Below are 13254 nucleotides of genomic sequence, written 5' to 3' on the forward strand. Positions count from 1 at the left end.
ACTGAAAAACCGGCCCCGGCCCCCGCGCCAACGGAACAGGCCGCCCCGGTAGCCCCGGCGCCGGCCCCCGCCGAACCGGCCGCGCCCGCAGCTGCACCGGCCCCGGCGGCGACCCCGGCGCCCACCCAGGCGAGCCTGGGCGAGCGCTACGCCGGTCGCGAGCTGACGGTGGTAGACGTTTCCGAAGTGCAGGTCGACGGTGCCAGCGCCTTGTCGGTGACCTTCTCGGTGCCGCTGGACAAGGACCAGAACCTTGCCGAGCGCGTGCACCTGGTGGACACCACCCGGGGCAAGCTCGACGGCGCCTGGGAGCTCAGCGAAAACCAGATGGAGCTGCGCCTGCGTCACCTGGAGCCGCAGCGCAAGCTGGTGCTGACCGTGGATGCCGGCCTGCTCGGGGTAAACGGCAAGAAGCTCCCCAGCGAGTACGTCAGCCGCCTCGAAACCCGCGACATGCAGCCCACCGTGGGCTTCGCCAGCCGCGGCTCTCTGCTGCCCACGCGCCTGGCCGAAGGCCTGCCGGTGATCGCGCTGAACATCGACAAGGTGGACGTCGAGTTCTTCCGCATCAAGCCCGAGTCGATGTCCAGCTTCCTGGCCAGCTGGGGCCGCAACACCTCGCTCGAGTACTACAACTCCGAAGAGCTGTTGAGCAAGGCCGACCTGGTGTATGCCGGCCGCTTCGACCTGAACCCGGTGCGCAACACCCGCGAAACCCTGCTGCTGCCGATTGCCGGGATCAAGCCGTTGCAGGAACCGGGGGTGTACCTGGCGGTGATGCGCGCCTCGGGCCGCTACAACTATTCGCAGCCGGCCACCCTGTTCACCCTGAGTGACATCGGGCTGTCGGCGCATCGCTACACCAACCGCCTGGACGTGTTCACCCAGGCGCTGGACGGCGGCAAGGCCCTGGACGGGGTCAACCTCGAACTGCTCGACCGGGAAGGCAAGCTGCTGGCCCAGGCCAAGACCGACGGCGATGGCCATGCGCAATTGCCGATGCCGCCCAAGGCCGACGTACTGCTGGCCAAGCAGGGCGTGCACACCACCTTGCTGCGCCTGAACAGCGCCGCGCTCGACCTCTCCGAATTCGCGCTGACCGGGCCGCAGGCCAACCCGCTGCAGTTTTTCGTGTTCGGCCCGCGCGACCTCTATCGCCCGGGTGAAACCGTGCTGCTCAACGGCCTGCTGCGCGACCAGGATGGCAAGCCGGTGAAAGCCCAGCCGGTCAGTGTCGAGGTGCGTCGTCCGGATGAACAGGTCAGCCGCAAGTTCGTGTGGGAGGCCGATGCCAATGGCTTCTACCAGTACCAGTTGCAACTGGCCAGCGAAGCCCCGACCGGGCGCTGGCAACTGGTGTTCGACCTGGGCGGCGGCAAGAAGCAGGTGTTCGAGTTCCTTGTCGAAGACTTCATGCCCGAGCGCCTGGCCCTGGAACTCAAGGGCAGCGCGACCCCGCTGAGCCCGGGTGAAACCGCTGAAATCCATGTCAATGGCCGCTACCTCTACGGCGCCCCGGCCTCGGGCAACCGCCTCAGCGGCCAGGCCTACGTGCGCCCGCTGCGCGAAGCGGTGCCGGCCTTGCCGGGCTACCAGTTCGGCTCGATCACCGAGGAAGACCTGAGCCACGACCTGGAACTGGACGAAACCACCCTGGACGCGTCGGGCGATGCCACGCTGCAGATCGAAAGCCGCTGGTCCGAGGCGCATTCGCCGCTGCAACTGAGCGTGCAGGCCAGCCTGCAGGAGTCCGGTGGCCGGCCGATCACCCGGCGCCTGGAGCAGCCGATCTGGCCGGCCGAGCGCATGCCCGGCCTGCGTGGGCTGTTCGACGGTGAAGAGGTCGACGGCAACACCCCGGTCGAGTTCGAACTGCTGATGGCCGACCGTGACGGCCACAAGCTGGCCGCCGACAACCTCAAGGTGCGCCTGATTCAGGAGCGCCGCGACTACTACTGGAACTATTCCTCCAGCGATGGTTGGGATTACAACTACAACGAGAAATTCCTGCTGCAGTCCGAGCAGCCGGTCAGCATCAAGGCCGGCAGCACTGCCAAGCTGAGCTTCCCGGTGGAATGGGGCCCGTACCGTGTCGAGGTCGAAGACCCGAGCACCGGCGTGACCAGCAGCGTGCGCTTCTGGGCTGGCTGGCGTGCCCAGGACAACACCGACGGCGGCGCCGTGCGCCCCGACCAGGTCAAGCTGGCGCTGGACAAGCCGGCCTACGCCGATGGCGCCACCGCGCAGATCACCGTGACCCCGCCGGCTGCCGGCAAGGGTTACCTGATCGTCGAGGGCAATGACGGCCCGCTGTGGTGGGAAGAAATCGACGTGCCTGCCGAGGGCAAGACCTACGCGGTCAAGCTCGACCCCAAATGGGCCCGCCACGACCTGTACGTCAGCGCCCTGGTGATCCGCCCTGGCGAGCGCAAGGCCAATGCCACGCCCAAACGTGCCGTGGGCGTGCTGCACCTGCCGCTGGATCGCGCCGAGCGCAAGCTGGCGCTGACTCTCAAGGCCCCGGAAAAGATGCGTCCCAAGCAGCCGCTCACCGTCAAGGTGCAGGCGCGCAATGCCGATGGCAGCATCCCCAAGCAGGTGCAGGTGCTGCTGGCCGCGGTGGACGTGGGCATTCTCAACATCACCAGCTACGCCACCCCCGACCCGTTCACCGGCATGTTCGGCCGCAAGGCCTACGGCGCCGACCAGCTGGATATCTACGGCCAGCTGATCGAAGCCGGGCAGGGCCGCCTGGCCAGCCTGGCATTCGGCGGTGACGCGGCCATGGCCAAGGGCGGCAAGCGTCCCAGCACCAGCGTGACCATCGTGGCCCTGCAGAGCGCCCCGGTGACCCTGGACGCCAAGGGCGAAGGTCAGGCGACGGTGGACATCCCCGACTTCAACGGCGAGCTTCGGGTGATGGCCCAGGCCTGGACCGACGAGCGCTTCGGCATGGCCGAGGCCAAGACCGTGGTCGCCGCGCCGCTGATCGCCGAACTGTCGGCCCCGCGTTTTCTGGCCGGCGGCGACCGTACCGAGCTGGCGCTGGACCTGTCCAACCTGTCGGGCAAGGCGCAGAAGTTCACGGTCAAGGTGACCACCGAGGGCCAGTTGAACCTGCTGACCCCGTCCGAGCAGCCACTGAGCCTGCGTGACGGCCAGCGCGTGACCTCGCTGCTGGGCGTGCAGGCCGTGGGTGGCCTGGGCCAGGGCAAGGTCAAGGTGCAGGTAAGCGGCCTGGTGCTGCCGGGCGAACCGAACACCGCCTTCACCCGCGAGTGGACCCTGGGCATTCGCCCGGCCTACCCGGCGCAGCTCAGGCACTACCGCGCCGCGCTCAAGGACCAGCCATGGACCTTGCCCGCCGAGGACCTGGCCGCGTTCGAACCCCAGGGCCTGGAGGCGATGCTGTCGCTGTCGAGCCGCCCGCCGCTGAACATCGCCGAGCAGATCCGTGCCCTCGAGGCCTACCCCTATGGCTGCCTGGAGCAGACCACCAGCGGGCTGTACCCGTCGCTGTACGCCGATGCCGAGACGCTCAAGCGCCTGGGCATCAAGGGTGAAGAGCCCAAGGTGCGCCAGCGCAAGATCGAGATGGGCATCGAGCACCTGCTCGGCATGCAGCGCTACAACGGCAGCTTCGGCCTGTGGAGCGCGGACGACAGCGAGGAGTACTGGCTGACCGCCTACGTCACCGACTTCCTGCAGCGTGCTCGCGAGCAAGGCTACGCGGTGCCGCCCGAGGCGCTGAAAAAGGCCAACGAACGCCTGCTGCGCTACCTGCAGGAACGCAACCTGATCGAGCCGTACTACACCAGCAACGCCGAGCACAGCCGCTTCGCAGTACAGGCGTATGCGGCGCTGGTGCTGGCGCGTACCCAGCAGGCCCCGCTGGGTGCCCTGCGCAGCCTGTTCGAGCGCCGCGCCGATGCACGCTCGGGCCTGCCGCTGGTACAGCTGTCGATCGCACTGGACAAGATGGGCGACAAGCCGCGCTCGGCGCAGGCCCTGCAGGCGGGCCTGGCGGTCAAGCGTCAGGACGTGTGGCTGAGCGACTATGGCAGCCCGGTACGTGACGAGGCGCTGATCCTGGCCCTGCTCGAAGAGAACAAGCTGGCCACCGACCAGCTCGACCAGCGCCTGTTCGAGCTGTCGGACAAGATGGCCAGCAGCTCGTACCTGTCCACCCAGGAACGCAATGCGCTGTTCATGGCCGGGCGTGGCATGCTCAAGCAGCCTGAAGGCCGCTGGAGTGCACGCCTGGACAGCGCGGGCGAGCTGCGCGACCTGGGCCCGACCCAGGCCGGGCTCAAGCTGGAGGGGCCGTTGCTGGCCTCGCCGCTGACCGTGACCAACACCAGCGACAAGACCGTGTACCAGCAGTTGACCGTGTCGGGTTACCCGCGCTTCGCACCCCGTGCGGTGGGCACCAACATGAGCATCTACCGCGAGTACCTGGGCATGAATGGCCGGGCACTGAACATCAAGTCGCTCAAGAGTGGCGACCTGGTGCTGGTGCACATTGGTATCCGCGCCAACGAGCGGGTGCCGGACGCGCTGATCGTCGACCTGCTGCCGGCGGGCCTGGAGCTGGAAAACCAGAACCTGGCGCAAAGTGCGGCTAGCCTGGACAACGCCAGCAGTGCAGTGAAGGAATGGCGTGAAGCAATGCAGAACGCCAACGTGGTGCACCAGGAGTTTCGCGATGACCGCTACGTGGCGGCGATGAACGTCGACCCGTATGGCGTGACGCACCTGCTGTACCTGGCCCGTGCGGTCACGCCGGGCACCTACCGCGTGCCGCCGGTGCAGGTGGAGTCGATGTACCGGCCCAACTGGCAGGCGGTGGGCGAGAGCCCGGGTGACATGGTGATTCTGGGGCGCTAGTCAGGCCCCATCGCGGGTCAAGCCCGCTCCCACAAGGGTCGCAGTAATCCCTGTGGGAGCGGGCTTGACCCGCGATGCTGTCACCGCACCACCCAGCTCAACACCCACAACCCCAGCATCAGCCAGATGATCCCCATGATGATCGAGGCGCGCATGAACGCGCGCACGGCCGAATACAGCAACAGCAGGCCGATCACCAGCATCAGGATGCTGACCAGCGAGGTGTCCATGCCCAGTGTGCGTGCCAGGCCGTCGATGAAGTTGCCGCCGGCATTGGCCAGCAGATTGAACAACCCGCTCAGGGCATCCACCACGAAGCGGATCACCGCGCCGAGCGCTTGCCCCAGCCATTCGAAAAAACCTTCTACATGCATAATCGCTTCCTGATCGACGCTACGGCGCAGTCGCCGTGCCCAGAGCTTTGGCCATCATCCTGCCGGCTCGGTTCCTCACCCACGCAAAAAGGTGTCCGCGCCTGATGTTCAGCTTAGCCCGACCCCGCTCGCGCATCGCCCGGCTGCTGTGCGCCGCCTTTGCCTGCGTGCTGTTGCTGTGGCTGGCTGATCGCCTGTGGCCATTGCCGATGCCGGCCGACGATCTGGCGCGGGTGGTGCTGGCCGAAGACGGCACGCCGCTGTGGCGCTTTGCCGATGCCGAGGGCGTGTGGCGCTACCCGGTCACCCTTGATCAGGTGTCGCCTTACTACCTCGAAGCCTTGCTCACCTACGAGGACCGCTGGTTCTACCGGCACCCCGGGGTCAACCCGCTGGCCCTGGGCCGTGCCGCCTGGCAGAACCTCACGGGCGGGCGCGTGCTGTCGGGCGGCAGCACGCTGTCGATGCAGGTGGCGCGCCTGCTCGACCCGCACTCGCGCACGCTGCCGGGCAAATTGCGCCAGGTGTGGCGCACCGCGCAGCTGGAATGGCACCTGTCCAAACGCCAGATCCTGGAGCTGTACCTCAACCGCGCACCGTTCGGCGGCACCCTGCAGGGTGTGGCGGCAGCCAGCTGGGCGTACCTGGGCAAGTCGCCCTTGCAACTGACCCCGGCCGAGGCCGCGCTGCTGGCGGTTCTGCCCCAGGCGCCCAGCCGTCTGCGCCCCGACCGCCACCCGGAGCGCGCGCGCCTGGCCCGGGACAAGGTGCTGCAACGCCTGGGCGAGTACCAGGTGTGGCCGCAGCAGCGCATCGCCGAAGCGCAGGAAGAACCGCTGCTGCTGGCACCACGCCAGGAGCCGGCGTTGGCTCCGCTGCTGGCTCGCCGGCTGAACCGTGCCGACAGCCCGCCGCTGATCCACACCACCCTCGACGCTGCGCTGCAACGGCGCCTGGAAGACCTGCTGCTGGGCTGGCGCGCACGCCTGCCCGAGCGCACTTCGGCGGCGATCCTGGTGGTGGAGTCGCAGACCATGGCAGTGCGCGCCTACCTGGGGTCGGTGGACCTTGGCGATGAGCGCCGTTTCGGCCACGTCGACATGATCACTGCCCTGCGTTCGCCGGGCTCGACCCTCAAGCCGTTTCTGTACGGCATGGCCATGGATGACGGCCTGATCCATTCGGAGTCGTTGCTGCAGGATGTGCCACGCCGCTATGGCGACTATCGCCCCGGCAATTTCTCGATGGGTTTCAGTGGCCCGGTGGCGGCCAGCTCGGCATTGGCGTTGTCGCTCAACCTGCCGGCGGTGCAGTTGCTCGAAGCCTACGGGCCCAAGCGCTTTGCCGCGCAGATGCGCATGGGCGGCATGCCGCTGAGCCTGCCGACGGCGGCCGAGCCGAACCTGTCGCTGATCCTGGGCGGCGCCGGCAGCCGCCTCGAAGACCTGGTCAGTGGCTACAGTGCGTTCGCCCGCGACGGCATGAGCGCGCCGCTGCGCCTGCAACCGGATGCGCCGCTGGTCGAGCGCCGGCTGCTGTCGCCGGGCTCGGCGTGGATCATCCGGCGCATCCTCAGTGGCCAGGCGCGTCCCGACCGCGACCCGCACGCCGAACTGGTGCAGCGCCCGCAGCTGGCCTGGAAGACCGGCACCAGCTACGGCTTTCGCGATGCCTGGTCGATCGGCGTGGGGCCGCGCTACCTGATCGGCATCTGGATCGGCCGCCCCGACGGCACCCCGGTGCCGGGGCAGTTCGGCCTGGCCTCGGCCGCGCCGCTGATGCTGCAGGTGCATGACGTGCTGAGCAACCGCGACAGCCAGCGCGGCATTGCCGCCCCGGTGCCGGCAGTGCCGGGCAACGTCGGGGTGGCCGCGATCTGCTGGCCGCTGGGCCAGCCGATGGCACGTACCGACCCCAACTGCCGGCGCCAGCGCTTTGCCTGGACCCTGGACAACACCACGCCGCCGACCCTGCTCGCGCAGGACCAGCCCCTGGGTGTCGGCCTGCTGGAGAAGGTGTGGGTGAATGCCCGGGGCCTGCGGGTGGATGCAGCCTGTGCGGGGGCCGCGCCGCGCGACATCGCGCTGTGGCCGGCACCACTGGACCCGTGGTTGCCGCGCCTGGAGCGGCGCGAGGCGCGTTTGCCGGCCATCGACCCGAGCTGCCCGCCGCAGGTACCGGCCAGTGCCGCGCCGTTGTCGGTGGTGGGGATACGCCCGGGCGACCAGTTGCGCCGTCCCGCCACCAGCCGCGATGCCCTGCACCTGAGCGTTTCGGCGCTGGGTGGCGAAGGCCAGCGCTGGTGGTTCCTCAACGGCGCACCCTTGGGCGAGACCACAGCCCAGGCGGCGCTGGCCGTGAACCTGGAGGAGGTGGGGCGCTACGAGCTCAGCGTGCTGGATGCCAGCGGGCAGACCGCGCGGGTCGAGTTCCAGGTCAACGACTGATCGCGCACCCGTAAGATGGATATAACGCGAAAGGGGAAGGGCTGCCAAAGCACCTTCCCCTTGCTTTCAAGTGCCTGAAGAAAAAGGGCTTTTGCTAATGCTGCGACTGTATATATCGGGTTAATACCAAGCTCAGAATTGTTCCCCTTGCGCCTGCGCGCTCAGATAGCTGCAACGGACGTGGAGTGGCCGGAAACCCGGTGCTTCACACCTATAAAAGCAGCGGCAGCAGTAGCAGGGAGTCGCCATGAAAACTCAAGCGTGGATCAAAGCAAGTACGGCAGTGATGTTGATCTTGACCGTGAGCCTGGCCGGTTGCAGCAGCGGCGGTGGCGGTCACAAGAGTCACGTAAGCAGTTCCACACCCGATTCGGGTACCGATGGCGGCAGTGGTGGTGGCGGTACCGGCGGCGGTACTGACGGTGGTGGCGGCACAGGTGGTGGCGGTACGGACGGCGGTGGTGGCACCGGCGGTGGCGGTACGGATGGCGGCGGTGGCAACAACGGCGGTGGCGGTAACAATGGCGGCGGTGGCAACAATGGTGGTGGCGGCAACAACGGTGGTGGCACGACCTCGACCACGGTCGTCGGCCAGGTGGTGGCCCAGGTTGGCAGCGGCGTGTCGGGCGTGGGCACGGGCGTGTCCGGCGTGGGCAACGCCGTCAGCGGCGTACCGGTAGTGGGCAGCACCGGTGCCGGCGACCTGGTGACGGCCACCGGCAACGCCGTCACCAGCATCGGCGATGGCCTGGGCAAGGGCCTGGGTACGCTTGGCACTGGCAGCAATGCCCTGGGCGAGACGGTCAAGGGCGTGGGCAACGGGGTGTCGGATATCGGCGGCGGGATCAAGTCGGTGGCCAGCAGCCAGTTGATCGAACAGATACCCGTGGTCAACGGTGTGGTGGACAAGGTCGGCGACGTGGTGGTGATGCTTGGCGATACCCTCAGCACCCAGAGCACCACCGGTAAGCTGGGCAACCTGAACCAGCAATTGAGCAACCAGGTGGTCAAGGTGGTGTCGCTGGTGGAAGGCGCCACCGGCAAGGTGGGTGATGCCACCGGGGTGGGTGCACCGGTCAGCGGCCTGTTGAACAAGGTTGGCAGCGCAGTCGACGGGGTGGGCGACAAGGTCGCCAGTGCCGGCAACGGCAACCCGCTGACCACCGCCGTCGGCGGGCTGGTAAGCCATGTCGGCACGGCGGTCGGCACCAGCGGTGGCCTGGTCAACACCGGCACCGGCAGCGGTGGCAGCGCCCCCGGTGCGGGGCTGCTGGAAACCGCCGGTGGCGCCGTGGCGGGCCTGGGCAGCGGGCTCGGCGCCGGCAGCAGCAACGGCCTGCTCGACGCCGCAGGCAGCACGGTCAACAAGGTGGGCCAGACCGTGGCCTCGCTGGGGCCGGTACTGGGCGGCAATGGCGTGGCCAGCGTGCCGGCCGGGGTGCCCACCGCTGCGTTGGGCAACAGCGTGGGCGCTGGCCTCACCCCGGTGGTGAGCGGTGTGACCAGCGTTACCCAGCAGGTAGGCGCGGCAACCGGCATCGGTGCGCCGGTCAACGGCCTGGTCACCCAGGTGGGCAGCGCAGTCAGCGGGGTGGGCAATCAGATTGCCGCAGCCGGCAACAACCCGGTCACCACCCAGTTGGGGGCGACGGTCAATGCCGTGGGCGGCACCGTGGGCCAGGTCGGTACCCTGGTCAACGGCAACGGGCAAGGGGGCGGCGGCGTGGGCGGTCTGCTCAATGGCCTGACCACCGGCCTGAAAGGCGGCCTCGGGGGTAACAAGTAACTAAATGGCCATCATCGATTAGACGATTTTACGGGCAACACCTACGCTTGAGGCTGACGAGGGAACCGTCTTTGGTTCCCTCGTATTTTTCAGGATCATGGAGTGTCCTATGCGATCGATGTTCGTCGCGTTATTGGGTCTGTCCTGGGTGGCTTCGCTGCATGCCGAGCCCCTGCCGAGCTTCCTCAACAGCAACGAGACCGAGCGCAAGCTGCCAGCGCCCAACCTGCCCGCCGATGCCTTTCGCCCCGTCACTCCCCAACTGAACCTGCCCGCACCGGATGCCGGCCAGCAGCCACAGCCGCTGCTGATGGGCACGCGGGTGCGCGTGCAGCGGGTGCGCATCGAAGGCGGCACCATCTACCCGCTCAGCGAACTGCGCGACAACTACCAGGGCCTGCTCGACCGCGAGGTGACCCTGGGCGAGCTGATCGAGGCCACCCGCCGCCTCACCCAGCGCTACCAGCAGGATGGCTACCTGTTGTCGTATGCCTACCTGCCGCCGCAGGACTTCGCCGAAGGCCGTCTGCGCGTGGTGCTGGTGGAAGGCTACATACGTGATTACGAACTGCAGGGCGATGTGGGGCCGGTGTCGGCCTACCTCGACAAGCTGGTGGGCAAGCTCAAGGCCGAGCGCCCGCTCACCCGCAAGACCTTCGAACGCTACACCGCGCTGATGAGCCGGGTGCCGGGCCTGACCTTGCAGGCCCAGGTGCCGCCGCCGGGCACCACCGACGGCGCCACGCGGCTGATCGCGCAGGCCTCGCGCAAGCCGTTCACCAGTACCTTGAGCCTTACCGACGGCAGCCGCGACGACACCCAGGCGCTGCTCGGCCTGAACAGCAACGCCCAGACCGCGGTGGCCGAGCAGTTGAGCTTCAGCGCGCTGTTCCCGCCGGGGCAGGATGACGAACGCTACTACCGTCTCGACTACTCGCAGTACGTGGACGCCGAAGGCACCCAGCTCAATCTTTCGGCCTCGACCTACCGCAGCAACCCGGCGGCGCGGGTGCGCCTGGAGAACGGCATAGACCTCAAGCAGCACCGCGAGAACGACCGTTACTCCATTGGCCTGAGCCAGGCGCTGATCGCCTCGAGCAACGAATGGCTGAACGTGGCAGCGCGCTTCTATGCGGTGAACGACAGCACCGACTACCGGGTGGTCGGCCTGCCATTGAAGGTCAGTACCCGCACCGATGTGCGCGCTTTTGCCTTCGAGGCAGACTGGAGCAAGTCGGACGCGCAGCAGCTGCGCATCCTCAGTGCCGGTGTGTACCAGGGCCTCGATCACTTCGGTGCCAAGACCGACAGCGACTACGACCTGGACTTTTTGCGCCTGCGCCTGTCGGGGGTGCAGAGTGACCGGTTCTTGCAGAACTGGCAGGGGGTGGCATCGGCGGCGCTGTACTGGACCGACGACAGCCTGCCCGACAGCGAGCGCGCGGTGTTCGGCGGGCAGAACTTCGGCCGCGGCTACCCCAGCGATCAGGCTTCCGGCGACAAGGGCTGGGGTGCGGCATACGAGGTCAACTACAGTTTCAAGCGCGATGGCAGCTGGCTCAAGGTACTGCAGCCGTACGTGGTGGTGGACGCCGCGCGTACCTGGTTCAACGAGCTGGCGGTGCGTGATTCACGATTGTCGTCGGCGGCGCTGGGGCTGCGCTTTGGCGATGCGCGCTACTACAACATCTCGCTGGAGGCGGCCAAGCCGATGTCGGATATCGCGCTGGACAGCTTCAATCGGCGGCCACGGTATACGTTGAGTTTCAGTTACCAGCTGTGACGACCGAGCGCGGGTCAAGCCCGCTCCCACAAGGTATGCGCACTAACTGTGGGAGCGGGCTTGACCCGCGAGGGCCGCGTGGCGGCCAGGCGTTACTGAACCAGTTGCAGGCGGGGCTTGGGGAACAGGTTGTCCAGGGTTTCCAGCAGGCGCAGGTGGTAGATCGGCTTGCGGAACAGGTCGAGTACCTGCAGGCGCAGCAGATCGCTGACCGCATCCATGTCGGCATGCCCCGAGGTGACGATCACCGGCAGGTGCTGACGCGCCGTGTGCTCGCGCAGGCGCCTGATCAGCGAGATGCCGCTCTCTTCCGGCATGTTCAGGTCGGTGATCACCAGGGCAATGTCGGGATGTCGCGTCAACTGCTGCAGGGCGAGCTTGACCGAGGTTGCCGTGTGACAACAGAAGCCCTCGCCCTCCAGCAGCTCGGCCAGCTCCAGCAGTGCGTCTTCTTCGTCATCCACCAGCAGCAGCTGTTGACGTGAGTGGGAAGCCGGCATGTTCAGGTCCTGTCATCAGGCTGAGGGCAGGGCGGCGACGATGTCGTCGAAGACCTTTTTCACCCCGCCTCCCACATCGGTCGAGACCCCGATGATCACCACGGCCACCATGGCGGCCACGATGGCATATTCGATACCGGACGCGCCGTCCTTGCGATGGAAGAACAGCTTGCAGTGCTTGAGGATGCGGGAAAGGACCATGGTACTTCTCCTTGCGCCACAGGCGCGGGTAATGGGGCCCGGAAACGGTGATTCCCCTTTGCCATCACAGCATCGTCAAGCGGTTCGAAACCGGCAAATGTAAGAAGGCATTAATACCAAAGTAAGGGTGTCAACGCTGGCGCCAATAAGCTGTTGTTTTCAGGGGGTGTCGGGTTTCGGACCGAAAAAAAACTGACGGGTAATGGCGTTTTGTCCTAGCTGCGCTACCGTCAAATAGCGAAATAGTTACTTGCAACTTCATGTTTGCGGGCCAGTTCGCACACCGCGCGGCCGAAGGGATGTTCAGGCAGAGGGAGCGCCGACATGAGCAGTCGCATCACCATGATCCTTGCCGTGCTGTTCCTGATCGGTGCCGTGCTGGCAGGTTACTGGGGGCTGGTGCTCAGCCGTGCATCCGAGGCACCGGAGCCCCCGCAAGCGGCGGCGCCAGGGCCGGCCGGCCCGGCTCAGCCGGTGGACCAGGCCACGGAGGCTGGCACCGACGCATTGCGCAAGCCCGTGCTGGTGCTGCGCCGCGACGTACCCGCCTACACCGTGCTGACAGCCGAGGATCTGAGTGTCGAGCGCCTGCTGGTGGCCCCGGCCGGCAGCTTCCAGCGCCCCGAGCAGGTGCTGGGCCGCACCAGCTGGCGGGCCCTGCCTGCAGGTACCTGGCTGGAGGAGAGCAGTTTCGAGGCCGGTGGGCCGCTGGCGCGCATGATCCACCCCGGCGAGCGCGCCCTGGCGGTGGCGGTGGACGAAGTGGTCGGCGCCGCCGGACAACTGCGCCCCGGCGACTACGTGGATGTGCTGCTGTACCTGCGCGAAGACAACCTCAACCCGCAGGCCTCGGCCCAGGTGGCCGTGCCAGCCTTGCGCCTGCTCAGCGTGGGCGAGCAACTGGGGCTGGCCAACGATGGCCGCCCGCCGGAGGCCGACACCGATGCCAAGGCGGCCCAGGAACAGCGTCGCGCCATGGCGCGCACCGTGGTGCTGGCGGTACCTGAAGCCCTGGCCAGCCGCCTGTTGCTGGCCGCCCAGGCAGGCAGCCTGCGCCTGGCGGTACGCAGCGCCGAAGAGAAACGCCTGGCCAGCTACTGGGCCGACCCGCAGGCCGCTGCACCGCAACTGGACAACGCCAACCGCGACCTCTTTCGCTTCAGTCAACTGGCCATGACCCCGGCCGCAACCCCGGTTGCAGGCCAGGCGCCCAGGCACCAGATGCAGATCATTCGAGGCCCCCAGGCTTCAACGCCCACCCCCTGATCGAAGCAAG

Annotated in this window: 8 protein-coding genes; 5 read left to right on the forward strand and 3 right to left on the reverse strand. The window is 67.4% G+C overall.

Annotation, left to right across the window (positions count from 1 at the left end; translation table 11 throughout):
- Positions 1–4887 (forward strand): alpha-2-macroglobulin family protein (locus B4I46_RS20670; RefSeq protein WP_286901620.1); only part of this gene is annotated, 4887 nt, incomplete at its 5' end.
- Positions 4888–4967: 80 nt separating this feature from the next.
- On the opposite strand, the gene B4I46_RS20675 is transcribed toward B4I46_RS20670, so the two are convergent.
- Positions 4968–5261 carry a hypothetical protein gene (locus B4I46_RS20675; RefSeq protein ID WP_043860925.1) on the reverse strand — a complete coding sequence of 98 codons (294 nt, stop codon included), beginning with the start codon at positions 5259–5261 and terminating at the stop codon, positions 4968–4970.
- Between the two features lie 104 nt (positions 5262–5365).
- Between B4I46_RS20675 and pbpC the strand changes: the two genes are divergently transcribed.
- The 3 genes from pbpC to B4I46_RS20690 all read left to right on the forward strand — a co-directional run bounded on the left by pbpC (position 5366) and on the right by B4I46_RS20690 (position 11277).
- Positions 5366–7708 carry a peptidoglycan glycosyltransferase PbpC gene (pbpC, locus tag B4I46_RS20680; RefSeq protein WP_043860926.1) on the forward strand — a complete coding sequence of 781 codons (2343 nt, stop codon included), beginning with the start codon at positions 5366–5368 and terminating at the stop codon, positions 7706–7708.
- Positions 7709–7994: 286 nt separating this feature from the next.
- Positions 7995–9494: a collagen-like triple helix repeat-containing protein gene (locus B4I46_RS20685; protein WP_349681957.1), complete on the forward strand. Its 1500-nt coding sequence runs from the start codon at positions 7995–7997 to the stop codon at positions 9492–9494.
- A gap of 109 nt (positions 9495–9603) precedes the next feature.
- Positions 9604–11277: a ShlB/FhaC/HecB family hemolysin secretion/activation protein gene (locus B4I46_RS20690; RefSeq protein ID WP_043860928.1), complete on the forward strand. Its 1674-nt coding sequence runs from the start codon at positions 9604–9606 to the stop codon at positions 11275–11277.
- A gap of 92 nt (positions 11278–11369) precedes the next feature.
- Here B4I46_RS20690 and B4I46_RS20695 read toward each other — a convergent pair whose 3' ends face one another.
- Both B4I46_RS20695 and B4I46_RS20700 read right to left on the reverse strand, forming a co-directional pair.
- Positions 11370–11777 (reverse strand): response regulator, encoded by a 408-nt coding sequence (locus B4I46_RS20695; protein WP_043860929.1) that lies wholly within the window; start codon positions 11775–11777, stop codon positions 11370–11372.
- A gap of 15 nt (positions 11778–11792) precedes the next feature.
- Positions 11793–11978 (reverse strand): Flp family type IVb pilin, encoded by a 186-nt coding sequence (locus B4I46_RS20700; protein WP_043860930.1) that lies wholly within the window; start codon positions 11976–11978, stop codon positions 11793–11795.
- A gap of 324 nt (positions 11979–12302) precedes the next feature.
- On the opposite strand from B4I46_RS20700, the gene cpaB reads away from it, so the two are divergent.
- Complete coding sequence (gene cpaB, locus B4I46_RS20705; protein WP_100632882.1) at positions 12303–13244, forward strand: Flp pilus assembly protein CpaB; 942 nt, start codon at positions 12303–12305, stop codon at positions 13242–13244.
- Positions 13245–13254 lie beyond the last annotated feature (10 nt).

Source organism: Pseudomonas sp. UBA7500 (genome assembly GCF_002478435.1).
GTDB lineage: Bacteria > Pseudomonadota > Gammaproteobacteria > Pseudomonadales > Pseudomonadaceae > Aquipseudomonas > Aquipseudomonas palmensis.

Excerpts from the sequence above, each read along its gene's own strand:
- B4I46_RS20685 (WP_349681957.1), top strand. The coding sequence starts at position 7,995 with ATGTTGATCTTGACCGTGAGCCTGGCCGGTTGCAGCAGCGGCGGTGGC.
- B4I46_RS20695 (WP_043860929.1), bottom strand. The coding sequence starts at position 11,777 with ATGCCGGCTTCCCACTCACGTCAACAGCTGCTGCTGGTGGATGACGAA.
- pbpC (WP_043860926.1), top strand. The coding sequence starts at position 5,366 with ATGTTCAGCTTAGCCCGACCCCGCTCGCGCATCGCCCGGCTGCTGTGC.
- B4I46_RS20675 (WP_043860925.1), bottom strand. The coding sequence starts at position 5,261 with ATGCATGTAGAAGGTTTTTTCGAATGGCTGGGGCAAGCGCTCGGCGCG.
- B4I46_RS20700 (WP_043860930.1), bottom strand. The coding sequence starts at position 11,978 with ATGGTCCTTTCCCGCATCCTCAAGCACTGCAAGCTGTTCTTCCATCGC.
- cpaB (WP_100632882.1), top strand. The coding sequence starts at position 12,303 with ATGAGCAGTCGCATCACCATGATCCTTGCCGTGCTGTTCCTGATCGGT.
- B4I46_RS20690 (WP_043860928.1), top strand. The coding sequence starts at position 9,604 with ATGCGATCGATGTTCGTCGCGTTATTGGGTCTGTCCTGGGTGGCTTCG.